General features: G+C 68.5%; 19 protein-coding genes and 1 pseudogene. 10 read left to right on the top strand and 10 right to left on the bottom strand.

Translation table 11 applies throughout. The features are described 5' to 3' along the window. Positions 1-36: 36 nt before the first annotated feature. The gene (locus ACNUDN_RS18170; protein ID WP_419123194.1) at positions 37-1,653 is read left to right on the top strand and encodes an inorganic phosphate transporter; all 1,617 of its coding nucleotides are present in this window, start codon (positions 37-39) and stop codon (positions 1,651-1,653) included. Between the two features lie 43 nt (positions 1,654-1,696). On the opposite strand, the pseudogene ACNUDN_RS18165 reads toward ACNUDN_RS18170, so the two are convergent. Further along, a pseudogene (locus tag ACNUDN_RS18165) lies at positions 1,697-3,607 on the bottom strand (glycoside hydrolase family 15 protein); the annotation flags it as partial. Positions 3,608-3,788: 181 nt separating this feature from the next. On the opposite strand from ACNUDN_RS18165, the gene ACNUDN_RS18160 reads away from it, so the two are divergent. From ACNUDN_RS18160 to ACNUDN_RS18135, 6 genes are all read left to right on the top strand, one after another. Further along, positions 3,789-3,995, top strand: coding sequence for a hypothetical protein (locus tag ACNUDN_RS18160; RefSeq protein ID WP_419123193.1), 207 nt, complete (start codon positions 3,789-3,791; stop codon positions 3,993-3,995). A 137-nt stretch (positions 3,996-4,132) separates the two neighbouring features. Continuing rightward, the gene (locus ACNUDN_RS18155; RefSeq protein WP_353961403.1) at positions 4,133-4,225 is read left to right on the top strand and encodes an Ms4533A family Cys-rich leader peptide; all 93 of its coding nucleotides are present in this window, start codon (positions 4,133-4,135) and stop codon (positions 4,223-4,225) included. Between the two features lie 127 nt (positions 4,226-4,352). Continuing rightward, complete coding sequence (locus tag ACNUDN_RS18150; RefSeq protein WP_431960350.1) at positions 4,353-5,393, top strand: sulfate ABC transporter substrate-binding protein; 1,041 nt, start codon at positions 4,353-4,355, stop codon at positions 5,391-5,393. After that, positions 5,390-6,283: a sulfate ABC transporter permease subunit CysT gene (gene cysT / locus ACNUDN_RS18145; RefSeq protein ID WP_419123191.1), complete on the top strand. Its 894-nt coding sequence runs from the start codon at positions 5,390-5,392 to the stop codon at positions 6,281-6,283. Before ACNUDN_RS18150 ends, cysT begins: the two co-directional genes overlap by 4 nt. After that, on the top strand, positions 6,280-7,092 hold the full coding sequence (cysW, locus tag ACNUDN_RS18140; RefSeq protein WP_419123190.1) for a sulfate ABC transporter permease subunit CysW: 813 nt from the start codon (positions 6,280-6,282) through the stop codon (positions 7,090-7,092). Before cysT ends, cysW begins: the two co-directional genes overlap by 4 nt. A 22-nt stretch (positions 7,093-7,114) precedes the next feature. Then, complete coding sequence (locus ACNUDN_RS18135; protein WP_419123189.1) at positions 7,115-8,137, top strand: sulfate/molybdate ABC transporter ATP-binding protein; 1,023 nt, start codon at positions 7,115-7,117, stop codon at positions 8,135-8,137. A gap of 2 nt (positions 8,138-8,139) precedes the next feature. Here the strand turns inward: ACNUDN_RS18135 and ACNUDN_RS18130 are convergent, their stop codons facing one another. The 6 genes from ACNUDN_RS18130 to ACNUDN_RS18105 form a co-directional block, all read right to left on the bottom strand. Beyond that, positions 8,140-9,138 (bottom strand): hemolysin family protein, encoded by a 999-nt coding sequence (locus ACNUDN_RS18130; RefSeq protein WP_419123188.1) that lies wholly within the window; start codon positions 9,136-9,138, stop codon positions 8,140-8,142. Further along, positions 9,131-10,492, bottom strand: coding sequence for a hemolysin family protein (locus ACNUDN_RS18125; RefSeq protein WP_419123187.1), 1,362 nt, complete (start codon positions 10,490-10,492; stop codon positions 9,131-9,133). The genes ACNUDN_RS18130 and ACNUDN_RS18125 overlap by 8 nt, the downstream gene beginning before the upstream one ends. Positions 10,493-10,609: 117 nt before the next feature. After that, entirely contained in the window at positions 10,610-11,332 is a 723-nt protein-coding gene (locus ACNUDN_RS18120) for a sirohydrochlorin chelatase (RefSeq protein ID WP_419123186.1), read from the bottom strand. Beyond that, the gene (locus ACNUDN_RS18115) at positions 11,311-12,048 is read right to left on the bottom strand and encodes a phosphoadenylyl-sulfate reductase (RefSeq protein WP_419123185.1); all 738 of its coding nucleotides are present in this window, start codon (positions 12,046-12,048) and stop codon (positions 11,311-11,313) included. The genes ACNUDN_RS18120 and ACNUDN_RS18115 overlap by 22 nt, the downstream gene beginning before the upstream one ends. Positions 12,049-12,053: 5 nt before the next feature. Beyond that, positions 12,054-13,754 (bottom strand): nitrite/sulfite reductase, encoded by a 1,701-nt coding sequence (locus ACNUDN_RS18110; RefSeq protein ID WP_419123184.1) that lies wholly within the window; start codon positions 13,752-13,754, stop codon positions 12,054-12,056. 121 nt (positions 13,755-13,875) lie between these two features. Beyond that, the gene (locus ACNUDN_RS18105; RefSeq protein WP_419123183.1) at positions 13,876-13,971 is read right to left on the bottom strand and encodes an Ms4527A family Cys-rich leader peptide; all 96 of its coding nucleotides are present in this window, start codon (positions 13,969-13,971) and stop codon (positions 13,876-13,878) included. Between the two features lie 90 nt (positions 13,972-14,061). Between ACNUDN_RS18105 and hemW the strand changes: the two genes are divergently transcribed. Next, on the top strand, positions 14,062-15,255 hold the full coding sequence (gene hemW, locus ACNUDN_RS18100; protein ID WP_419125206.1) for a radical SAM family heme chaperone HemW: 1,194 nt from the start codon (positions 14,062-14,064) through the stop codon (positions 15,253-15,255). A 56-nt stretch (positions 15,256-15,311) separates the two neighbouring features. On the opposite strand, the gene ACNUDN_RS18095 is transcribed toward hemW, so the two are convergent. After that, the gene (locus ACNUDN_RS18095) at positions 15,312-16,172 is read right to left on the bottom strand and encodes an LLM class F420-dependent oxidoreductase (RefSeq protein ID WP_419123182.1); all 861 of its coding nucleotides are present in this window, start codon (positions 16,170-16,172) and stop codon (positions 15,312-15,314) included. A gap of 187 nt (positions 16,173-16,359) precedes the next feature. On the opposite strand from ACNUDN_RS18095, the gene ACNUDN_RS18090 reads away from it, so the two are divergent. Further along, positions 16,360-21,486: a type I polyketide synthase gene (locus tag ACNUDN_RS18090; protein ID WP_419125205.1), complete on the top strand. Its 5,127-nt coding sequence runs from the start codon at positions 16,360-16,362 to the stop codon at positions 21,484-21,486. A 20-nt stretch (positions 21,487-21,506) separates the two neighbouring features. Here the strand turns inward: ACNUDN_RS18090 and ACNUDN_RS18085 are convergent, their stop codons facing one another. Further along, positions 21,507-22,916: an HNH endonuclease signature motif containing protein gene (locus tag ACNUDN_RS18085; RefSeq protein WP_419123181.1), complete on the bottom strand. Its 1,410-nt coding sequence runs from the start codon at positions 22,914-22,916 to the stop codon at positions 21,507-21,509. A gap of 89 nt (positions 22,917-23,005) precedes the next feature. Here ACNUDN_RS18085 and ACNUDN_RS18080 point away from each other — a divergent pair, with 89 nt between their 5' ends. After that, positions 23,006-23,155, top strand: a complete 150-nt coding sequence (locus ACNUDN_RS18080; RefSeq protein WP_419123180.1) for a hypothetical protein — start codon at positions 23,006-23,008, stop codon at positions 23,153-23,155. A gap of 37 nt (positions 23,156-23,192) precedes the next feature. On the opposite strand, the gene ACNUDN_RS18075 is transcribed toward ACNUDN_RS18080, so the two are convergent. Continuing rightward, entirely contained in the window at positions 23,193-24,845 is a 1,653-nt protein-coding gene (locus ACNUDN_RS18075) for a (2,3-dihydroxybenzoyl)adenylate synthase (protein ID WP_419123179.1), read from the bottom strand. Positions 24,846-24,943: the final 98 nt, after the last annotated feature.

Raw genomic sequence — 24,943 nt, 5'->3', positions numbered from 1 at the left:
GCCAGGTGATTCCCTACCCGGCATAGCTTTCCCCGGGTGACTGCACCGACGACGTCGACCCCTCCGGCACCGGTATCCGACGAATTCCTGGGCACCGACCGCAACTGGCACCTCACCTTCGGACTGATGCTCGCCGTCGCGTTCGGCGCTTTCACGTGGTGGTCGTTCGGCTACGTGGACAGCAGTGCCGACAAGACGATCCTGGTGGTGGCCACCGCGCTGGGCATGTTCATGGCCTTCAACATCGGCGGCAACGATGTCGCCAACTCGTTCGGCACCAGCGTCGGGGCAGGCACCCTGACGATGAAGCAGGCCCTGCTCGTCGCCGCGATATTCGAGGTCAGCGGCGCGGTCATCGCCGGTGGCGAGGTCACCGACACCATCCGCAGCGGCATCGTCGATCTGTCGATCGTGCAGATCTCACCGATGGACTTCGTGTTCATCATGATGGCGGCGTTGTTCGCCGCGGCGTTCTGGCTGTTGTTCGCCACCCGGATGGGTTATCCGGTGTCCACCACGCACTCGATCATCGGCGGCATCGTCGGCGCCGCGCTGATGCTGGGTTTCGTTACCGGGCAGGGAAATTCGGCACTGGACATGGTGCAGTGGGATCAGATCGGCCAGATCGCCGTGTCGTGGGTGTTGTCCCCGTTGCTCGGAGGGCTGGTGGCGTATCTGCTCTACGGCACCATCAAACGCCACATCCTGACCTACAACGAGGCCGCCGACGCGAAGTTGGTCGAGATACGCAAAGAGCGCATCGCGCATCGCAACAAGCACAAAGAGGCCTTCGAGCGGCTCAGCGAGATCCAGCAGATCGCCTACACCGGCGCCCTGGCCCGCGACGCGGTCGCGGCCAACCGCGGGGACTTCGACCCCGAGGAGCTGGAGAGCGAATACTACCGAGAGCTGCACGAGATCGACTCCAAGACGAAGTCGATCGACGCGTTCAAGGCACTGCAGACCTGGGTGCCGTTGCTGGCTGCATTCGGGGCGATGATCATCTCGGCGATGCTGCTGTTCAAGGGCCTCAAGAACATGCATCTGGGGCTCACCACGTTGAACAACTACTTCATCATGGGCATGGTCGGAGCTGCGGTCTGGATGGCTACGTTCATCTTCGCCAAAACCCTCAAGGGCGAGTCGCTGCCCCGCTCGACATTCCTGATGTTCAGCTGGATGCAGGTGTTCACCGCGTCGGGCTTCGCGTTCAGCCACGGCAGCAACGACATCGCCAACGCCATCGGGCCGTTCGCCGCGATCCTCGATGTGCTGCGCACCGGTGGCGTCGAGAGCAAGGCCGCGGTGCCGCCGGCGGCGATGCTGGCCTTCGGTGTCGCGTTGGTGGCCGGCTTGTGGTTCATCGGTCGCCGGGTGATCGCCACGGTCGGCAAGAACCTCACCGAGATGCACCCGGCGTCGGGCTTCTCGGCGGAGTTGTCGGCGGCCGCGGTGGTGATGGGCGCCAGCGTGCTGGGTCTCCCGGTGTCGAGCACCCACATCTTGATCGGCGCGGTGCTCGGTGTGGGCATCGTCAACCGAGCCACCAACTGGGGCCTGATGAAACCCATCGCGCTGGCCTGGGTGATCACCCTGCCGGCCGCGGCTCTGCTGGGTGCCGTGGGTGTGGTGGGCCTGCGGGCGGTGTTCTGACGGTGGGACCCGCCCCGGCGGCCTAGACCGGGGCGTTGCCCGCCTACACCGGGGCGTTGGCCGGCTGGAACACCCCGGAGCTGTCGGCCTCCTCCTCGGCGCGGATCACGTGCACCACGGCGTTGATCAAAGCCAGGTGGGTGAACGCCTGCGGGAAGTTGCCCAGGTGCCTGCCGGTGCGCGGTTCGATCTCCTCGGCGTAGAGATGCAGCGGGCTGGCGAACGACAGCAACCGCTCGCACAGATGCCGTGCCCGGTCGATCTCGCCGATCTCGACGAGCGCGGACACCAGCCAGAACGAGCAGATGGTGAACGTGCCTTCCTCGCCGGACAGGCCGTCGTCGGTCTCCTCGACCCGGTAGCGCAATACCAGGCCTTCCTCGGTGAGCTCCTCAGCGATGGCCAGCACAGTCGCGCGGATCCGCGGGTCGTCGGGCGGCAGGAACCGGGTGAGCACCGCCAACAACAGCGACGCGTCGAGCGCGGGGTGCCCGTAACGCTGGGTCAGCACGCCGCGCTCGTCGACGCCGTGTTCGAGGATGTCGGCTTTGATCTCTTCGGCGATCGTCCGCCACTGCTGGGCGTAGGACTTCTCGCCTTCCAGCTCGGCCAGCTTGGCGCCCCGGTCCAGCGCGACCCAGCACATGATCTTGCTGGAGGTGAAGTGCTGCGGTTCCCCGCGCACCTCCCAGATGCCGCGGTCGGGCTCGCGCCAGTGCTTGATCGCCTCCTCGACCTGTTCCTTGAGGACCGGCCACAACGTCTCCGGGATCTGCTCACGCGACTTGGTGTGCAGATAGACCGAGTCGAGCATGGTGCCCCAGATATCGTGCTGCATCTGGTTGTAGGCCCCGTTGCCGATGCGCACCGGGCGGGCGTTGTCATAGCCCGACAGGTGGGTCAGTTCCTCCTCGACCAGGCTGCGCTCACCTCCGACGCCGTACATCACCTGCAGCGGGTGCCGCTCGCCGTTGTTGGCGCCCGACACGTCGGCGATGAACGCGAAGAAATCGTCGGCCTCGCGGTCCAGGCCCAGCGTGTACAGCCCCCACAACGCGAACGTCGAATCCCGCACCCACGCGTAGCGGTAATCCCAGTTGCGTTCCCCGTGCGGCGTCTCCGGCAGCGACGTCGTCGGCGCGGCCAGCAGTGCGCCGGTCGGCGAGTACGTCAACCCCTTGAGGGTGAGCGCGCTGCGCTGCAGGTACGCCCGCCACGGGTGGTCGGGGAAGTCGCCAACGTTGATCCACTGGCGCCAGCATTCGCTGGTCTTCCACATCTTGTCGGCCGCCTCGTCGTAGTTCTGCGGCGCCGGATGCTTCGACCAGCTCAGCGCCACGAAGACGTTGTCGCCCTCCTTGAGTCGGGTCCGGGCCCGGGCCTCCCGGCCCTCCAGTCCGATGCGCAGGTTGGTGGTCAGGCGCAACGTCGGATGCGAATCCGGGTCCTTGGTGGCGCGTGCGATCGCCTCGCCGTAGGCCTGGGCGGAGTACTCCCAGTGCGCGCTGGTGCGGTGGTAGTCAAACGACGGCTCACAGCTCATCACCAGTTCGACGGTGCCGCTGACGCAGCGCACGGTGCGCAACAGGATGTGCTCGGCATCCCAGTCCATCGGGGTGCGACGGTGTGTCCGGGACCGGGTTTCCAGGTCGTGCCAGGGACCCATCACCAGCGCGTCGCGCACGATCACCCAGCCGGTGTGGGTCTGCCAGGTGGTCTCCAGGATCAGGCTTCCGGGTAGGTAGCGGCGCGCCGCGGGCACCGACACCCCGTAGGGGCCCAACCGGAAGTGACCGGCACCGCGGTCCAGGATCGCGCCGAAGACACTGGGGGAGTCTGGACGCGGCACGCACAGCCACTCGACCGAACCGGCCGATGAGATCAGGCACTGCGTCTCGCAATCGGAGAGAAACGCGTAGTCGGCGATGGGTGGGAACGGATTGCGCAGCGGGCCGGGGTTGGCGTAGGAGGCTGGGGTGGCCAGTGCAAACGCACCCGCTTCGCCGTTGGTGGTAACCCCGTCAGACGTCTCGGATTGCTGCAGCACCATTTGCTCATCATCGACTGCCGGACACCGTGGCGTCTACTCGAACACCCGGTGTTTCCTCCGGTTCCCGCCCGCATAGTCTGGCCTGATGGTCGGCTTCCTCAACTGGTGGGATTCAGTGGAGCTGTGGTTGACCGGGTTGCCGTTCGTTCTACAGACGGTGGTCGTGATGCCGGTGGTTCTCGCTGTGGCGTTCGTGATCGCGCTGGCGCTCGACCGGCTGCTGGGCGGCGGCATCCGGATCCTGCACCGGATCCGGCACGTCGACGAGGACGGAAAGGGCGGCGAATTATGAGCGGGATGCCCCGATCGCGGGTCACCCTGGCGCTGGTGGCGCTGATCCTGCTGGTCATCGTGATGTGGTTGCTCACCCGCTGACGTGCGGACCGGTCCGTACGGCCGACCCGTGGCAACTCTGTTACGCTTCGCGCCATGCAAACGGCGTCCGGCAACAAGAGCGGCCACATCGTGGCTCTCATTGCCGTGGGTCTGTGCGCCGTTGCCGATGTCTGTTGTTGTCGCTGATTCCCTGCCCGTTCGCGGCTCGGCGTCGGTGACGGCTGTGGCGTAGTGGGCCGCAGCACCCACTCCGCCTTCCCGGGAACGGCCGCCACCGATATCCGAAAACCCGGGAAGGCCCCCAATGCTCAAAATGACAAAACCAGCCAGGAGCTGGCGTAGCGCTGTCCTCAGGCGTTCACGCACCGTCGCCGCCCTCGCGCTGTCGGCCACCATGCTCGCCGCCTGCGGCGGCGGCGCCAGCGACGTGGTGGGCGGTGAAGGCGGCAACGCCGACGCCGACACCACGCTCACCCTGGTGGCGTTCGCGGTCCCCGAACCCGGATGGGCGAAGGTGGCTCCGGCGTTCGCGGCGACCGAGGAAGGCAAAGGTGTCGCGGTCACCGGCTCCTACGGCGCTTCCGGCGACCAGTCGCGCGCCGTCGAGTCCGGCAAGCCGGCCGACATCGTCAACTTCTCTGTCGAACCCGATATCACCCGGCTGGTGAAGGCCGGCAAGGTCGACGAGAACTGGGATGCAGGCCCGACCAAGGGCATCGCGTTCGGTTCGGTGGTGAGTTTCGCAGTCCGGCAGGGCAATCCGAAGAACATCCGCACCTGGGATGATCTGCTGCAACCCGGTGTCGAGGTCATCACGCCGAGCCCGCTGAGCTCGGGAGCCGCCAAATGGAATCTGCTCGCGCCCTATGCCTATGCGAGCAACGGCGGCCAGAATCCGGAGGCCGGCATCGAATTCGTCAACAAGCTGGTCACCGAGCATGTTCGGCTGCGTCCGGGTTCGGGCCGCGAGGCCACCGACGTGTTCCGGCAGGGCAGTGGTGACGTGCTGCTCGCCTACGAGAACGAGGCGCTCAACTTCGACCTGGAATACGTGAACCCGCCGCAGACGTTCAAGATCGAGAATCCGACGGCAGTCGTCAACACCAGCCGGCATCTCGACAAGGCGCAGGACTTCGTGAACTTCCAGTTCACTCCGGAGGCCCAGAAGTTGTGGGCCGAAGCCAACTTCCGTCCTGTCGACCCCGGTGTGCTCGCCGAGTACGCCGACAAGTTCCCGGCCCCCGAGAAGTTGTGGACCATCTCCGACCTCGGCGGCTGGGAGAACGTCGACACCGAGCTGTTCGACAAGGACAACGGCACCATCACCAAGATCTACAAGCAGGCCACTGGATGACCCCTCCGGTCGGTGGGATCGACCTCAACCCCGAGGCGATCCGGCCCGAACTCACCGGAGACGGTGACTCGGGCCGGCGCCCGGGTCTGCTCGCAGGTCGGCACGGCTCGACGTCGCTGCGGGTTGGCGCGGCCACCATGTGGCTGTCGTTGATCGTGCTGCTGCCGCTCGCCGCCATCCTGTGGCAGTCCGCCGGGGGCGGATTCGGGGCGTTCTGGTCGGCGGTTACCTCGCCGGCCGCGCTGGCCTCGTTCCGGGTGACGCTGACCATCTCGGTCGGCGTCACCGTCATCAACGGCGTCTTCGGCCTGTTGGTCGCGTGGGTGCTGACCCGGGACGACTTTCCGGGCAAGCGTCTGGTCGACGCCGTCATCGACCTCCCGTTCGCGTTGCCGACCATCGTCGCCAGCCTGGTGATGCTCGCCCTCTACGGTCCCGCCAGCCCGGTTGGTGTCCACCTGCAACACACCAAATGGGGTGTGGGTATCGCGCTGCTGTTCGTCACGCTGCCGTTCGTGGTGCGCTCGGTGCAACCGGTGCTGCTCGAACTCGACCGTGAGGTCGAGGAGGCGGCGGCGTCGCTGGGCGCCAACAATTTCACCATCCTGACCAAGGTGATACTGCCCGCCCTGCTGCCGGCGCTGCTGTCCGGTGCGGGGCTGGCGTTCTCCCGTGCCATCGGCGAGTTCGGCTCCGTGGTGCTCATCGGTGGGGCGGTGCCCGGGGAGACCGAGGTGTCCTCGCAGTGGATCCGCACTCTGATCGAGAACGACGACAAGGTCGGAGCAGCGGCGATATCGATTGTGCTGTTGGCGATCTCGTTCGTCATCCTGTTCATCCTGCGGGCCATCGGGGCCAGGGCCGCCCGGCGGGAGCAGCTGGCCAAGTGACGCTGTCGCCCCTCACCCGCCACCTGCTGCGCTGGATCGCCCTCGGCTACGTCACCGTGTTGGTGGTGGTGCCGGTCGGGTTGATCCTGTGGCGGACCTTCTCGCCCGGCATCGGCGAGTTCTTCGCCTCGGTCGGCACCCCGGCGGCGATCTCGGCGCTCAACCTGTCGTTGCTGGTCGTCGCGATCGTGGTGCCGCTCAATGTCCTGTTCGGGGTTCCGACGGCGTTGGTGCTGGCGCGCAACAGGTTCCGCGGTAAGAGCGCGTTGCAGGCGGTCATCGACCTGCCGTTCGCGGTGTCGCCGGTGGTCGTGGGCGTCGCGCTGATCCTGCTGTGGGGATCGGCCGGACTGTTCGGCTTCGTGGAGAACGACCTCGGCGTCCGCATCATCTTCGGTTTCCCGGGCATCGTGCTCGCGAGCATCTTCGTGACGGTCCCGTTCGTCATCCGCGAGGTCGAGCCGGTGCTGCACGAACTTGGCACCGATCAGGAGGAGGCGTCGGCGACCCTGGGAGCCCAGTGGTGGCAGACGTTCTGGCGGATCACGCTGCCGTCGATCCGCTGGGGCCTGACCTACGGCATCGTGTTGACCGTCGCGCGCACCCTGGGGGAGTTCGGTGCGGTGCTGATGGTGGCGGCCAACCTGCCCGGGTCGTCGCAGACGCTGACGCTGCTGGTCCACGACCGGTACACCCGTGGCGCCGAATACGGCGCCTACGCCATCTCGACCCTGTTGATGACCGTGGCGGTTCTGGTGCTCATCGCACAGGTCGTGCTCGACGCCCGCCGTACCCGGGCCGCAGAATAGGCCGTCAAGGAGCAGACTGACCATGACTCATGCGATCACCGTCACCGGCGCCAACAAGCACTACGGTGACTTCGCCGCGCTGGACAACATCGACTTCGTGGTGCCCGCGGGCTCGCTGACGGCATTGCTGGGGCCCAGCGGATCCGGCAAGTCGACGCTGCTGCGGGCCATCGCCGGCCTCGACGAACCCGACACCGGCACAATCACCATCAACGGCCGCGACGTCACGCGCATCCCCCCGCAGAAGCGCGGCATCGGCTTCGTGTTCCAGCACTACGCCGCGTTCAAACACCTGACCGTCCGTGACAACGTGGCGTTCGGCCTCAAGATCCGCAAGAAACCCAAGGCCGAGATCAAGGCGAAGGTCGATGATCTTCTGGAAGTGGTCGGGCTCGCCGGTTTTCAGGGTCGCTACCCCAATCAGCTCTCCGGCGGCCAGCGTCAGCGTATGGCCCTGGCCCGGGCGCTGGCCGTGGATCCGGAGGTGCTGCTCCTCGACGAGCCGTTCGGCGCGCTGGACGCCAAGGTGCGCGAGGATCTGCGGGCGTGGCTGCGCCGTCTGCACGACGACGTCCATGTGACCACCGTGCTGGTGACCCACGATCAGCAGGAGGCGCTCGACGTCGCCGACCGCATCGCGGTGCTCAACAAGGGCCGCATCGAACAGGTCGGCTCACCGACCGAGGTGTACGACACCCCGGCCAACGCGTTCGTGATGTCGTTCCTCGGCGCGGTGTCCTCGCTCAACGGTGTGCTGGTGCGTCCGCACGACATCCGGGTGGGCCGCAATCCAGAGATGGCGATCGCGACCAGTGACGACTCGGTGCAGGCCACCGGTGTCACCAGGGCGACGATCGACCGGATCGTCATGCTCGGCTTCGAGGTCCGCGTCGAGCTCATCAGCGCCGCGACGCACACCCCCTTCACCGCGCAGATCACCCGCGGCGACGCCGAGGCACTCGGGCTCAAAGAGGGCGACACCGTGTACGTGCGGGCCACCCGGGTACCGTCGCTTCCCGCCAGTCAGCCCGTTCCGGTGGCCTGAGATCAGGCCGTCCCGGTCGGGAGCAGTCGATACAACAGGTCGGTCAGTGTCAGCAACCCGAGGCCGGACGGTCCGTCGATCACCACCAGGTGATTGCGGGTCTCCCGCATGGTGCGCAGCGCCTCGTAGACCGGGGTGTCCTCCGGCACGGTCAGGATCGGCCGCATCAGATCGCGTGCGGTACCCGCACCCGACAGGCTGTCGCGGACGTGGACGACGCCGACCAGCGCGGAGCCGTCGCGAACCAGCAGCCGCAGGTGCCCGGTCGCTCGCGCCCGTTCCCGGACCTGAACGGTGGTGGCGTCGACGTCGACCTCGCTGTGCGCACCGTCGCGGCGCGCCAGCTGTCCGACGGTGAGCGCCTCCAGCTCCAACGCGCTGGCCAGGTTTGCGTGGTAGCGCTCGTCGAGCGTGCCGACGGTTGCCGAGTGCTCGACCAGCTGCCGCAGCGTGTCGGGGTCCTGGGAGTCGGCCAGTTCGTCCACCGGGGTCACCCCGACCCGGCGCAGACACCAGTTCGCCGCCTGGTTCAGCGCCCGCAGCAGCGGCCGCGTCAGGAACATGAAGCCGCGCATCGGCAGCGCGAGCAGCGTCGCCGACCGCTCCGGGTGGGCGATGGCCCACGACTTGGGCGCCATCTCACCGATCACCAGATGCAGAAACGTCACGATCAGCAGTGCCAGCACGAAGCCGCCCACGTCGGCCACCCACCCCGGGGCGCCCAGATCGCCGATCAGCGGTGTGATGGCATGGTGCACAGCGGGTTTGGTGAGCGCGCCGAGGAGCAGCGTGCACGCGGTGATGCCGAGCTGAGCCCCGGCCAGCAGCAGTGAGAGCTCACTGGCGCTGCGCAAAGCGGCCCGGGCGGTGGCGCTGGTGGCCGCCGCGTCCTCCAACCGGCTACGCCGGGCGGCGATCAGCGCGAATTCGACCGCGACGAAGAACGCGCTGAGGCTGATCAGCGCGGTGGTCACCGCGACCACCACCCACGGGTCACTCATCGCCGGCCTCCTCGGAGACGGTGACGAACACCGACGCCGGCACCCGCCGCTCGATCGAACGGACCTGGGCGGTCAGTAGCCGGGTGGGGGGTGCTCCGTCGCCGAGCAGATCAGCCGGTGCGGCGGGAAGCGCGATGACGACCTCGTCGCCGACCGCGGGCAGTCCGGCGGCGTGGGCGATCACCAGCCCGGCCACCGTCTCGTAGTCGCCGGGTGGCAGGGTCAGATCCAGGGTGCGCTCGGCCTCGTCGAGGGGCAGATCACCGGCGAGCAACCAGCCGTCACCGTCGATCACCACATCGGCCGCGGCGACGGCGTCGTGTTCGTCGTCGATCTCGCCGACCAGTTCCTCAGCCAGGTCCTCGATCGTCACGATGCCGGCGAACCCGCCGTATTCGTCGATGACGATCGCCATCTCGTCACCGGCCTGTTCCAGCTGGCGCACCACGTTCGGCAGCGGCATCGTCTCGGGCACAACGACGGTGGGCCGGCAGTGGGTTCCGGCGGTGTCGGTATCGGGCACGGCGTCGAGCAGATCGTGCAGCTGGATGACGCCGACGATGTCCTCGTGGTCGGGTGCGGTGACCGGATAGCGGGTGTGACCGGTCGCCATGCGCTGCAGCACCGCTGACACCGGTTCGTCGGCGGTGATGACGTCCACCCGCGAGCGGGGGATCATCGCATGTTCGGCGGTGCTGGTCGGGAAGTCCAGAATCCGGTCCAGCAACGCCGACAGCTCGCGGGGGATCTCCCCGGCGTCCCGCGACGCCGCGACGATGTGCTCGAGATCGCGCGGGGTGGCCGAATGCTCGACGTCGTGCACCGGTTCGATACGCAGCACGCGCAGCAGAAGGTTGGACGAGGCGTCGAACAGCCGGATCAGCCACCCGAACACCTTCAGGTACAGGGTGGTCGACAGGGCCAGCCAGCGCGCCAACGGTTCGGGTCGGGCGATCGCCAGGTTCTTCGGGAACAGCTCGCCGAACAGCATCTGCACCACGGTCGACACGGCGATGGCGAAGACGCCGCCCACCACGACGGCCAACGCGGTGGGGATACCGGCACCGCCGAGCAACACCTCCAGGCCGCGGCCGATCAGCGGTTCGGCGACATAGCCCACCAGCAGACCGGTGACGGTGATGCCGAGCTGGGCACCGGACAACATGAACGACGTGCGCCGGGTGACAGTCAGTGCGCGGGCCGAGGCGTTGTCACCGGCCTCGGCGCGCGCCTTAAGCCTGGACCTGTCCACCGCCATGTAGGCGAACTCCTGCGCGACGAAGTATCCGGTCAGCGCAGTGATCGCCAGAACGACAAGGAAACCGAGAAAGATACCGAGAACGGCGGTCAACATGTGACCGCCCCGGGTCTATGAGGTTGCATCGAGTCCTTGCTCGGGTGGGGGTGCCTCGCCTCGAGAGCACCGACTGAGAAAAGGGTACCGGCTCGGCAGAAGTGCTGCCGCGTGCTCCTACGCCGCCGTGTCCAACGTCAGCGCGGCGTCGAACCGGTCGAGCACCGTCTCGGCCACCTGCCGGTGCGCCCCGAGCGGCGCAGTCATCGGAATGCGTTGCGCCCGGGCGAATTCCGCGACCCGGTCGGTGATCCGGCCGGGCGCCAGGAACCAGGGGGCGATGACCAGCCGGGTGGCGCCGCGCTGACGAAGGTCATCGACGGCGTCGGCGAGTTTGGGCTGCGGTCCGGTCGCAAAGGCGGTCGCCGCGCACCAGCGCGTGGTGAGCGTCAGCTCGTCGGCGACCGTGGCGGTGCGGTCATTGGCTCCCTGGTGCGAGGATCCGACCGCGGTGACGATGACACCCACCTGCGGATCCAGCCGTGACACCCCGGCCTGTTCCAGGCGCTGCCGCAGCACATGCACCAGGCGGTCGTCCTCGCCGAGCACGTCGGCCTGCCGGACGTCGGCGCCCGATGTGACGATCATCTCCGGGATGTCGACCCGGGCGTGGTAGGCGTCGGCCAGCAGCAGCGGTGCGACGACCGCGCGTCGGCGACCCAGGGTGGCGAGCACGTCGCGCAGATTCGGGGAGTTCTGTTCGCAGAACGCGACGCGGGCGTCCAGATCGGGTCGCAGCCGTCGGACGCATTCGACGATCGCACCCACCGTGGCCGCCGACCTCGGGTCGGCGCTGCCGTGGGCGGTGACTATCAGCGTCACGAGGCGTGCAGACCGCATTCGGTCTTGGACTGGCCGGCCCAGCGTCCGCTGCGGGGATCGGCACCCGCCACCGGCTTGTTGGTGCACGGTGCGCAGCCGATCGACGGGTAGCCCTCGTCGACGAGCGGATTCACCAGAATGCCGTGCTCGTCGATGTAGGCCTGCATGTCCTCGTCACTCCACGCGGCCAGCGGGTTGATCTTGACCAATCCGAACGCTTTGTCCCAGCTGATCAACGGAGCGTTGGCTCGGGTCGGCGCCTCCACCCGCCGGATGCCGGTCACCCAGGCGCGGTAGCCGGCCAGCGCCTTCGACAGCGGCTCGACCTTGCGCAGCCGGCAGCACTCATTGGCGTTGCGCTCGAAGAGGTTCTTACCCAGCAGGGCATCCTGCTCGGCGACCGACTGCTGCGGCCGCACGTTCACCACATTGACGTCGTAGACCGCCTCGACGGCGTCGCGGGTGCCGATGGTCTCGACGAAGTGGTATCCCGTATCGAGGAAGAGCACGTCGACGCCGGGCCGCACCTGGGCGGCCAGGTCGACCAGCACGGCGTCCTGCATGTTGGATGCCACGATGTAGCCCGACCTGCCGTCCGGACCGCCGGCGGCGCCGCCGAAGTTCTCGTCGGTCCACTGCAGCAGATCCCGGGCCGAGGCGTTCTCGCCCAGTTCTGCGGCGCCGCGTTCGGCCAGCTGCTGCAGATCGGTCTCTGTTCTCGTCACTACCGTCACTTCATTCACCTCAAGTCCGCGTCGTCGGCGCGCAACGCCCAGGTAGCGAAACGCTCACCCTGCTCGCGTTGTTTCACGAAGTTGCGCACGACCCGCTCGATGTAATCGCCGAGCTCGGTGGCCAGCACCTTGTGCTGGCGCAGCTTGCGGCCGAAACCGCTGTCCAGGCCGAGGCTGCCGCCCAGGTGGACCTGGAAGCCCTCCTCGGGGCCGTTGCCCTCGTCGATCATCTGGCCCTTGAACCCGATGTCGGCGACCTGGATGCGGGCGCACGAGTTGGGGCAGCCGTTGATGTTGATCGTGACCGGAACGTCGAGCTGGGCGTTGATGTCGTGCAGCCGCTTCTCCAGCTCTGGCACCAGCACCTGGGACCGGCTGCGGGTCTCGGCGAAGGACAGCTTGCAGAACTCGATGCCGGTGCAGGCCATCAGATTGCGCCGCCAGTGCGACGGGGTCGACGGCAGACCCAGCGCGTCCAGCCCGGCGCGCAGCTCGTCGAGCTTGTCGTCCGGCACGTCGAGAATGATCAGCTTCTGGTACGGCGTGAACCGGATCCGGTCGCTGCCCACCGCCTCGGCCAGGTCGGCGACCTTGGACAGGATGGTGCCCGACACGCGGCCCGCGATCGGCGCGACGCCGACGGCGTTGAGGCCGTTCTTGAGCTTCTGCACCCCGACGTGGTCGATGGGCCTGGTCACCGGATCCGGCGCCGGTCCGTCGAGCAGTGGCCGTTTCAGGTACTCGGTTTCCAGGACCTCGCGGAACTTCTGCACGCCCCAGTCCTTGATCAGGAACTTCAGCCGGGCCTTCGAACGCAGTCGGCGGTAGCCGTAGTCACGGAAGACGCTGACCACGCCCTCCCACACATCGGGCACCTCGTCGAGCGGCACCCAGGCGCCCACCCGCTGGCCCAGCATCGGGTTGGTCGACAGCCCGCCGCCGACCCACAGGTCGAAACCGGGGCCGTGCTCGGGATGGTTCACCCCGATGAACGCGACGTCGTTGACCTCGTGCACGACGTCCTGAAGCCCGGAGATCGCGGTCTTGAACTTGCGCGGCAGGTTCGAGTACTCGGGCTTGCCGATGTAGCGCTTGACGATCTCGTCTATCGCCGGGGTGCCGTCGATGACCTCGTCGAGCGATTCACCGGCCAGCGGAGAGCCGAGCACCACACGCGGGCAGTCGCCGCAGGCCTCGGTGGTCTGCAGACCGACCTCGTCGAGCCGGCGCCAGATTTCTGGCATGTTCCGGACGTCGATCCAGTGGTACTGCACGTTCTGCCGGTCGGAGATGTCGGCGGTGTCCCTGGCGAATTCGGTCGAGATCTCGCCGAGGGTGCGCAGCGCCGCGGCGGTCAGCGCGCCACCGTCGGAGCGCACCCGCAGCATGAAGAACTCGTCTTCGAGCATGTCGGTGTTCTCGTCACCGGTCCAGGTGCCGTCGTACCCCGGCTTGCGCTGGGTGTAGAGCCCCCACCAGCGGAACCGGCCGCGCAGGTCGCCTTTGTCGATACTCTCGAAGCCCTGTTTGGCGTAGATGTTCTCGATCCGTGCCCGCACGTTGAGCGGGTTGTCGTCCTTCTTGGACTGTTCGTTGGGGTTGAGCGGCTCGCGGTAACCGAGCGCCCACTGGCCCTCCCCGCGGGGACGCTTGACGGGCTTCCCGCGTGCCGGCGAGCCGGCGGAGGTGTCAGGTGTTGTGGTCATGGGCTGGGCTCCTGGTCGGAGCCGGCGTTCAGATCACGCGTCTCACCGGTGGCTGTCCGGCGGCGCAAATCCGGCGGCCAGCTGATGGATGGAGAGGGGGCTGGGTCCTACAGATCCGCGGTCAGGGCAGACAGCAACAGGAACACACGCGCTTGAAGTCGACATGGCGGCGCGCCACCAGCGAAACCCGGCGTGGGAAGCTGTGGGCTGCAGTCACGTCGCCAATTGTGCCACGAACACCCACATCGGCCCTAACCGGGCGAGCATTGCGCTCACGGTGAGCGAAAGTCTGCTCTGCCACACTGGGCTGGTGGCGACACCCCCCGACGTAGCGCAGCGACCGCGGCTGCCCGACATCTCCGGGTCGGGAGATGAGTCCCACCCCTTCGGGATCTACATCCACGTGCCGTTCTGTGCGGTTCGCTGCGGGTATTGCGACTTCAACACCTACACCCCGGCCGAACTCGGCGGTGCCAACCCCGACGGCTGGCTGGCCGCGCTGCGGACGGAGTTGAGGTTGGCCGTCGCCACGCTCGGGTCGGCGCCCGAGGTGCAGACGGTGTTTGTCGGCGGAGGGACGCCGTCGCTGCTGGGGGCCGCCGGACTGGGCGCCGTGCTGGAGGCGATCCGGGACAACTTCGTGCTGGCGCGCGACGCCGAGGTCACCACCGAATGCAATCCGGAATCCACCTCGCCCCGGTTCTTCGCCGGGTTGCGGCGGGCCGGCTTCACCAGGATCTCGCTGGGCATGCAGTCCACCGCGCCGCATGTGCTGGCCGCTCTGGACCGGGTGCATTCACCGGGTCGGGCGGTCGACGCCGCGCGGGAAGCCCGTGCGGCGGGGTTCGATCACGTCAGCCTCGACCTCATCTACGGCACGCCGGGGGAGACCGACGACGATCTGATGGCGTCGGTCGACGCCGCGATCGGCGCACAGGTCGACCACGTCTCGGCCTACGCACTGATCGTCGAGGACGGTACCGCGCTGGCCCGCCGGGTGCGCCGCGGTGAGATCCCGGCGCCCGACGACGATGTGCACGCACGCCGCTACGAACTGGTCGACCGGCGCCTGTCCGAGGCCGGGTTCAGCTGGTACGAGGTGTCGAACTGGAGCCGCCCGGGCGGGGCGTGCAGGCATAACCTCGGCTACTGGGACGGCGGCCGGTGGTGGGGTGCCGGACCCGGCGCGCACAGCTACGTGGACTCAACCCGGTGGTGGAATGTCAAGCATCCCAACGCCTATGCCGCCGCACTGGAGAGTGCACAGCTGCCCGTGGCCGACTTCGAACAGTTGGACACCGCGACGATGCACGTCGAGGACGTCATGCTGCGGGTGCGGCTGCGCACCGGGCTGCCGACCGCGGCACTGTCCGGCCGGGAACGTCGGCGCGCCGAACGTGCCGTCGCCGACGGGTTGTTGAGCGGAGCAGGGGACCGGTTGGTGCTCACCGACCGGGGCCGGTTGCTCGCCGACGCGGTGGTGCGGGATCTGCTCGTCTGACCGGCGCACGCTCGCTACGTCCGCTGCGACGGCCATCCGCGGCCCGGCGGCGGGGGCTACAGCAGCGCGGCGGCCAACCTACGCCACTGTTCGCGCGGGAACTCGCGGGCATCGGCGGTGAGCACCTGCACGCACACGTGGTCCGCGCCGGCGTCGAGGTGGTCCTGCACCCGACTCCGGACCGCGTCCTCGTCGCCCCAGGCGATCAGTGCGTCGAACAGCCGATCGCTGACCGACGACAGGTCGTCCTCGGTGAAGCCGAGCCGCAACAGGTTGTTCGCATAGTTCGGCAGCGCCAGATAGGCACGCAGCCACTCGGTTCCGATCTGGCGGGCGTGGTCGCGGTCGTCGGTGAGCAACGCGGTCTGCTCCGGCAACAGCAACGGGTCGGGGCCGAGCAGCTCGCGGGCTTGGCGGGTGTGTTCGGGGGTGGACAGGTACGGGTGGGCTCCGCCGGCCCGCGTCGCGGACAGCTCCAGCATCTTGGGTCCGAGCGCGGCCAACACCCGGTTGCCCGGCGGCACCGGCTGCGGTGACGCGTCGATACCGTCGAGGAACGTCCTGGTGGCGGCCAGCGGTTTGCGGTAGAGCCCCGGTTCCTTGGAATCGATCAGCGGAGCGTGGCTGACCCCGATGCCGAGCAGGAACCGCTCGCCGTGCGTCTCGGTCAACGTCGCGTAGCGGGCGGCCACATCGGCGGGCTCGTGCATCCACAGGTTCAGGATTCCGGTGGCGATGACCGTCTTCTCGGTCGCCGAGAGCAGGTTGTCGACCGAGTCCAGCACCGGCCCGCCGACGTCGGGGATCCACAGCGCCGCGAAGCCGAGCCCGTCGAGCTCGGCGGCGGCTTCGGCCGCCTCGTCGGGGTTTCCGTAACGCAGTTGCGAACTCCACAGGCCGACGCCGGACAGTTTCATAACTCCACCTATACCGTGCCCGGTGCCGGGCCGGCGGTCCGGGTCGCCGCGGTGGCCGCCGGATCTCGGGGCACATCCCCCGGGTAACTCCCTGTGAGCAAACCCCCTGTGCCAGGATGTCCGGCATGCCGAAGTTCTGGTTAGGGAAGGCTACCCACACTGCATCGCCGGTCCTGGCGACGTGGAGCTGAACCTCTCGTCGCCCAGCGCGCCGATCGCCATCGTCGGCATCGGCTGCCGGCTGGCGGGCGATATCCGCACACCGGCGGATTTCTGGTCGTTCCTGCTCGCCGCGGGCAGCAATGTCACCGAGGTTCCACCGCACCGCTGGGAGCCCTACCTGCAGCGGGATCCGCGCAACGCCGCGGTGCTGCGCGAGACCACCCGGTGGGGGACCTTTCTCGACGATCTCCCCGGCTTCGACGCCGAGTTCTTCGGGGTGTCGCCGCGCGAAGCCGAACTGATGGACCCGCAGCAGCGCCTGGCGCTCGAAGTGTCCTGGGAGGCGCTCGATCACGCGGGCATCCCACCGCGCTCGCTGGCGGGCAGTGACACCGCGGTGTTGATGGGGGTGAACTCCGACGACTACGGCAAGCTCCTGATGGAGGACATCGCCGGGATCGAGGCGTGGACCGGCATCGGTACGTCGCTGTGCGGGGTGGCCAACCGGGTCTCGCATCTGCTCGATCTGCGCGGCCCCAGCGTCGCGCTCGATGCCGCGTGCGCGGCGTCGTTGGTGGCGGTGCACCAGGCCTGCCAGCTGTTGCGTGACGGCGAGTCGTCGCTGGTGCTCGCGGGCGGGGTCAGCGCGCTGATCGGTCCCGGCCTGACGCGGGTGCTCGACGTGGCGGGCGCGACCGCACCCGACGGTCGATGCAAGACCTTCGACGAGGCCGCCGACGGTTACGGACGCGGTGAGGGCGCCGGGGTGGTGGTGCTGAAACGGTGGACCGACGCCGTGCGCGACGGCGACCGGGTCCTTGCGGTGATTCGGGGTGGCGCGGTCGCCCAGGACGGCAGGACGGTGGGGATCATGTCCCCCAACGGGCAGGCCCAGGAAGCGCTGTTCCGCACCGCCTGCCGCGCCGCGGGAATCGAGCCGGGCAGCGTCGACTACCTGGAGGCGCACGGAACCGGCACCCCGACCGGGGATCCGGTGGAGATCGGCGCCCTGTCGGCCGTCTACGGCCGCGGCCGGTCCGGCAGGCCGTGTGCCATCGGGTCGGTCAAACCCAACACCGGACATCTCGAAGGGGGAGCCGGTGTCGTCGGTCTGATCAAGACCGCCCTGGCCCTGCACCACGAGCACCTGCCGCCCACCGCCGGCGTGCGCACCCTGACCACCGCCGTCGACTGGGACAACAGTGGCCTGCGGGTGCCCACCGAGGCAGAGCCGTGGCCGCGCGGGCCGCGGCCCCGCCGCGCCGCGGTGTGCAGTTACGGCTACGGCGGCACCCTGGCACACGTGCTCCTGGAGGAGGCGCCGCCGCTGCCTTCGGATCGTCAAAGCGGTTCGGCGCCTGCCGCTTTCCTCCCGATCTCGGCTCGCTCGGAGACCAGGCTCGCCGCCCAGGCCGCAGCGCTGGCCGGCCACCTCAGGTCGCAGGACGTCACGCTCGACGAGGCCGCCGCCACGCTGTGGACGCGGCGCACCCACGAACCGGTCAGGGCGGCGGTGCTCACCGACTCTGGCCACGCCGCCGGCGCCCCCGGCGCTCTGGACGCGTTGGATGCGCTGGCCGCCCAGCAGCGGGATCCGAATCTGGTGACGGGTTCGGTGGTTCCGGGCGCCGTCCACGGCGCGGTGTGGGTGTTCTCCGGCCACGGATCGCACTGGGCCGGCATGGGAGCTGAACTGATCGCCACCGAACCGGTGTTCGCCGCTGTCATCGACGATGTCGATCGCGTCTTCGGCAAGGAACTCGGATTCACCGCCCGGCACGCCCTGACCACCGCTGAGCTGGGCGGCACCGACCAGGTGCAGGCACTGACGTTCGCGATGCAGGTCGGTCTCGCGGCGGTGCTGCGCGAGCGTGGTGTGCAACCGGCCGCGGTGATCGGACACTCGGTCGGCGAGGTGGCCGCGTGCGTGGCCGCCGGGGTGTTCGACCTGAGCCACGGCGCGTCGATCGCGTGCTACCGGGCACGCGGGTTCCGGGCAGTGGCCGGTGCAGGGGCGATGGCGTTGGTGCGCTTGCCATTCGACGAGGTCGAGCGAAGACTCGGGGCCCGGACCGACGTGGTCGCGGCGATCAGCGCTTCGACGGAATCCACCGTGGTCTCGGGCACGGTGGCCGCGGTCGACGAGATCGTCGCCGGGTGGACCGCCGCCGGGGTGATGGTTCGTCGGGTCAACACCGATGTCGCGTTCCACAGCCCCGCGATGGACCCGCTCACCGGTGAGCTGGCCCGTCTGGTCGCGGCGTTACCGGCGCCGGGGCAGGCTCACGTGCCGCTCTACACCACGGCGCTGCTCGACCCCCGGTCGGATGCGGTGCGCGGTCCGGACTACTGGAGGGCCAACCTGCGCGGACAGGTCCGTTTCGCCGAAGCGGTACAGGCCGCAGGTCAGGACGGCCACCGGCTGTTCCTGGAGGTGTCCGCGCACCCGGTGGTGGCTCATTCGATCGTCGAGACACTGACCAGCCTCGGCATGGACGACCACGCTGTGGTGCCGGTGTTGCGGCGCGACCAGCCGCAGCGGCTTGCGGTGGGCGCCGCCGTCGCGGCGCTGTACTGCCACGGCGCGCCGGTCGCACACGGGGTCACGGCGTCCATGCCGTGGGCCGCCGATCTTCCGGGCGCACAGTGGCAGCACCGGCGGTTCTGGCGCACTCCCACGGCGCCCCCGAACACCCGGGCACTGCACGATCCGGCCTCGCACACGCTGCTCGGCGGAGTGGTGGACGTGACCGCGGCGGTGCCGGCCCGCGTCTGGCAGACCAGGCTCGACATGGACAACCGTCCATACCCGGGCGACCACCCGGTGCAGGGCACCGAGATCGTGCCCGCGGCAGTCCTTCTGAACACCTTCCTGACCGTGGCGGGTTCCGGAGTGAGCGAGGTCAGGCTGCGCACGCCGGTGCCGCCGGGCCGGGTCCGCGACATCCAGGTGGTTCTGCAGGACCGGTCGCTGCGGATATCGTCGCGGCTGGCCGACTCCGGGGAGGCCGACGAGAACCGCTGGCTCACCCACAGCAGCGCAGTGGTGGCCGGCGATCAGGACTTCGAGGACGAACTCAACCAGTTGGTGGCGGGCGGCATCGACGCGGCCGCCTGGGATCGCTGTACCGAGCGCCTGCCGTCCGGTCATGTCGTCGACACCCTGGCGGCACTCGGGGTGGCGGCGATGGGCTTCGGGTGGAAGATTCTCGAAATACGGCGTGGTGCAGGCGAATTACTGGTCCGTGTCAGCGCCGAAGCGGATGGCTCGGTACCGCGGACCTGGGCCGGCCTGCTCGATGCGGCGACGTCGGCGGCGTCTACCGTGTTCGACGGTTCGCCACGGCTGCGGATGCCCGCGCGCATCGAACGCGTGCACGTCTGTGGCGCACCGCCCGCGCTGGCTCTGCTGCATGTGCGTCTCCGGGAGAACACCACCACCGACGTGGCGATCGCCGATGAGTCGGGGGCGGTGCGCGCCTCCCTCACGGCGATGACGTTCGAAGAACTGGAGAGCACCGCGGGGGCCGATACGTCCCGGATGCTGCATCACGTCGCCTGGTATGCCACCGCGTTCCAGGACGACGACCGGCCCGCCGAGGTGGCAGTGGTGGGTACGGGACCCGGGGTCCATTCGGTGGCACGCGATCTGGTCGACGCCGGGGTGCCGCACAGCGTTCACGAGCGCGTGGCGCAGGTGCCCCCGGACACCGGTCAGCGCTCCGTGGTGCTGTTGCTGCCGCGCGACGATTCGGCCGAAGCCGCCGCCGAGCAGGTGTTGGATGCACTGAAACAGCTCAGTCACAATGGGTCTCAAGCTCGGCTCTGGGTGCTGACCCGCGATGTGCACGAGGGTGGCAATCTGGTCCACGCTCCGCTGTGGGGGCTGACGCGGGTCGCCGCTGCCGAGCATCCGCAGCTGTGGGGCGGTGTGCTCGACCTCGCCGGTGGGGCCGTGCCGGTCGGGGTGCTCGCGTCGCTGCCGGGCCACGGCGTCGTCGTCTTCCGCGACGGTCAGGCGATGACCGCGCGGCTGGCACCGGCACAGTTCGGTGGTGGGGTGCCGATGTCGTGCACACCGGGCGGTACGTATCTGATCACCGGAGGCACCGGCGCGCTCGGGCTGCGGATCGCGCAGCGCCTGGCCGATCTCGGGGCGCGGCGCGTGGTTCTGTTGTCCCGGTCCGGTATCCCACCGCGGCACCGGTGGGCCGAAGAATCGAGTGAGGCGATCCGCGCGGTGTCCGCGTTGGAGGAGCGCGGCGTGTCCGTGCACGTCGCCCCGATCGACATCGGCGCGGCCGATGCGGGTGATCGGCTGCGTGCGGTGCTCGCCGATCTGCCGCCGGTGCGGGGGGTGGTGCACGCTGCCGGGGTGGAAGCCGGTGCACTACTGCTGAACACCGCGGCAGCCGACCTGCGGGCGGCGATGCGGCCCAAGGTGTCGGGAACCTTGACCCTGCATGAGCTTTTCCCGCCCGCGCAGCTGGACTGGATGGTGCTGTTCTCCTCGTGTGGTTACCTCGCGGGATTCCCCGGGCAGGGCGCTTATGCATGCGCCAACGCCTTCCTCGATGCGGCCGCGCGACATCGGCGCAGTCTCGGCGACCGCACCGTCAGCGTCGCGTGGACCGCCTGGCGCGGTCTGGGCATGGGCTCGACGTCGGGTTTCGTCGCCGCGCAGCTGGAGGCACTCGGTATGGGTACGGTCGGGGCCGATGACGCGATGCGCGCCCTGGACTCCGCGATGCGCGGTGAGGAACCGAACGTGGTTGTGCTGCCGCTTCTTCCGGAGGCCGCCGGGGTGCCGATGCTGGCCGATGTCGCACCGGCCGGCGACGACGGCGCCGCTGACGACGCACCCGTAGGGCCCGGCGAAGCGGATCTCGGCGAGTGGGTGACACAACAGGTCGTCGAAGCAGTGGCCGACGAACTGGCGTTACCGGTATCGGACGTCGACCTTCGAATCCCGTTGGTGGAGGCCGGCGTCGACTCCATCATGACCGTTGCGCTGCGGCGTGCCCTGGAAAAGCGCACCGGGCTGTCGCTGCCTCCGACCCTGTTGTGGGAGCACCCGAGCGCCGCAGCCGTGATCGATCAACTTGTCGAACAGCTGGCTGCGCGACCCGAGAAGGCCGACGTGAGTCAGTGAGTAGGGTCCGGGGTTCCGTGTCATGGTCCCTGGTCGTCTTCGGGGAGTAGGTAGCGTTCGGGGTGGTGGTAGCCGTTGATGCGGTGTTGGCCGGTGTCGAGGTGTGGTGGTGGGTGCCATTCGGTGTGGTTTTTGGTGTTGCGAGTGGTGGTCCAGTCGGTCTTGTCGAGCATGCGGTGATCGGCGGGGCAGACGAAGGTGAGTTCGTCGATGTTGGTCTGGCCGTTGTGGACCCAGTCGCTGACGGCGTGGTGGACCTGGCACCAGTAGCCGGGTGCGCTGCAGCCTGGTCGGGTGCACCCGCGGTCGCGTGCGTGCAACACGATGCGTTGGGCGGTGTTGGCGAGTCGTTTGGTGCGGCCGAGGTAGAGGGATTGGCCGCTGTGTTGGTCGTAGACGTACAGGTAGTGGTGGGCGCGGGCGGCCATGCGGATCAGGTCGGGCATCGGTAGGAGGGATCCGCCGCCGGTGACGGCAACGCCTGCGGCCTTTTCCAGCTCCTGGAGAGTGGTGGTCACGATGACGGTGGTGGGGAGTCCGTTGTGATTGCCCAGTTCGCCGGATTCGAGGGCCCGGCGGCCCAGGGTGAGGAACGCGTCGTGGTTGCGTTGGGCGCAGGTGCGCGTGTCCTGGCCGTGTTGTTCTGCGGGTGGGTCGTGGTCGGCTGCCGGTGCGGGATCGAGGCGTTCGATGTCATCGCGCTGACGGTGTTCGCCTCGTTGGTTGCGGGCGGGTGGGCTGTGGCCGGGCGCGGCGGCGCTGGCGAAGATGGCTTGCCAGACGGCGATGGCTTCGGGGGTGAGGGTGCCGGAGATGGTGGCGGTGCCGTCGGGGCGTTGCCTACTGATTCTGATGCCGCGGTGGCGCTCTGGTTGTCGGTCCTCGGGGGGATCGCCGTCGGGGTTGATCATCAGTAGGAGCATGCCGGCGGCTTCGTCGAGGTTGTGTGGGTCCAGTCCCGCGCCGATGTCGGCGAGGTGGCGGTCGGCGTGGGCGCGGGTGTCGGGATCGACCCAGGATGGGAGCTTCTTGTGGAACTGCGCGATGACGGTGACATGTTCGTCGCTGAGGTCGCCCCTGGCTTGGGCGGCAGCGGTGGATTCCCAGAGCGGGGCCAACGGTTCTCCGGTCATGGACCGGCGTGGCCCAAGGGTTTTGGCGCGTTTGAGTCGTTGTTCGGCGTCGGCGCCGCTGCATCGTAGCGTGGTGGTGAGCACTTTCTTCCAGGTCGGTTCGCCGAGTCGGTAGGGCTGGGTTTCACCGATCAGTCGGGCCAGGATCTTGTGCTCCAGTGCCGGGGCACCGCGTTGCAGGGTGGTGAGTGCGCTCAACAGCTTGACCAGTTCACGATGGGACAACTCGTCAGCGGCTTTGGAGACGATCGCCAACTGATCGGCGACCACCCCGAGGGCCTCCGATACCATATCCATGATTCGAACACTAGTTCGAGGGTCTGACATCTGGTCGGTGCTGGGACAGCAGGGTGTAGCCGGGGTGGCCGGTGTGGCGGGTGTGGCGGGTGTGGCAGAGACTGCAGCGCAGGGCTCAGCAGCACGCGACTCCCGCGCTGGTCGACATCCTGTGTCGCTATCCTGCGCCGTCCGACGGTAAGAGCCGCGCGGCCCGGCTGATGATGATGGTGGATACCGCCCTGCGGGCGTCCCGGTGACGCGGCGATGGGCTGGGTCGGTCCGTCATCCGCTCGGTCACGAGGTCAACTGCGCAACCAACCGCTTCTTGTCGACTTTCCCGACCGCGGTCATCGGCAGCGACGGCACCGCAACCAGCACGTCGGGCCGCGCGTGGGTGGATGCACCACGCTCGTCGAGGAATGCGTTCACTTCGACGAGGGTCAGCGGTGCCCCACGGAAAATCACTGCCGCACAGATCTTCTCGCCGAGGAAATCGTCGGGAAGCGGCACGGCGGCCGCGGCGTGGATTGCCGGGTGGGTGTGCAGATGGTCTTCGAGATCTGTTGCCGACACCGTTTCGCCACCGCGGTGGATGACGTCCTTGATGCGGCCGGTCACCTCCACGTAGCCGGCTCGCGCGCCGTCGGCGAAGATCCGCACCCGGTCGCCGGTGCGATAGAAGCCGTCAGGGGAGAAGGATCGCGCGTTCGCGTCGTCGGCCCGGTAGTACCCGTTGAGGGTGTAGGGCCCCCGTACCAGCAGCTCACCTTCCTCACCGGGGGGCACCTCGTCGCCGTTCTCGTCGACCACACGCATCTCGTCATGCGGGGACATCGGCCTGCCCTGGGTGTACACCACCACGTCCTCGGGGTCGCCGGGCCGGGTGAAGTTCAGCATCCCCTCGGCCATCCCGAAGATTTGCGACATACCCGGTGTCAGCCGTTCGAGGACGAACCGGGCATCCTCGGGGCTCATCCGGGATCCGCCGACCTGCACGAACCGCAGCGACGTCGGAAGCACCGGCTCCCACTCGCAGGCCTGGGCCCAGAGCTTCGCCAACGCATTCACCAGCCCGGTCACCGTGATCCGGTACCGGTCGATCAGCGCGAACGCGTTCTCCGGGCTGGGGTCGGCGGTGAACACCGTCGGCGCGCCCACCGTCATTGATCCCAGCAGACCCGGACAGGCCAGCGGGAAATTGTGCCCGGCGGGCAGCGCGACCAGATAGGCGTCCGCACCGGTCAGGTGGCACGCCTGGGCGCACGCGGTGGCGTTGTAGACGTAGTCGTCATGGGTGCGGGCGATCAGCTTCGGCAGGCCCGTCGTGCCGCCCGAGACCAGCAGCAGCGCAGGCAACCCGGGATCGACGGGCGCGGGTGTCACCGGCGGGCCCTCGAAATCGCGGATCGACGACCACGCGGTGAACCGTCCCTTTGCGCCGTCGACGATCACATGGCGCAGCCCCGGGTGTTCGCCAACAAGTGTGGCCGCCATGTCGCGGTGGTCGAACCCGCCGGCCTGGTCGGGGACGATGAGCGCCACCGCGCCGCTGACCTCGGCGAAATGGCCGAGCTCTGCGGTGCGGTGGCCGATGAGGCACATCACCGGCACGGCGCGGGCGCGCAGCAGACCGAACAGCGCCACAGCGAACTGGCACGAGTTGGGCAGCTGCAACAACACCCGTTCACCTGGACCGATGCCGAGGTCGGCGAAGCCGGCGGCAGCCCGATCGGCCGCCGCATCCAGCTCCTCGAAGGTGTACCTGTGTCCGGAGTCGATGATCGCCGTTCGGTGGGGCCACGCTGTCGCCGCGTCGGTCAGGATCGAATCCAGTGACCGGCCGGTCCAGTAGCCCGCCTGTCGGTACACCTCGGCGCGGTCCGCGGGAAACGGTACGAAGCCGCGGGCCAGGTCATCGGCGCGTTCGGCGGCAAATCCAGTGCTCATCAGTCAGAAATCACCACTCGGGGTAGGAGTTTTCGGTGACCCGAATATAGGGTAGCCTCCACGAAGTTAGGGCAGCCTGCACTTAATTCTGAGGTGGG

The organism is Mycobacterium sp. smrl_JER01 (assembly GCF_048513595.2).
In the GTDB taxonomy this organism is placed as follows: Bacteria; Actinomycetota; Actinomycetes; order Mycobacteriales; family Mycobacteriaceae; genus Mycobacterium.
Note: the sequence above shows the minus strand (reverse complement) of the source record. Positions and strands in the feature narration are given on the sequence as shown.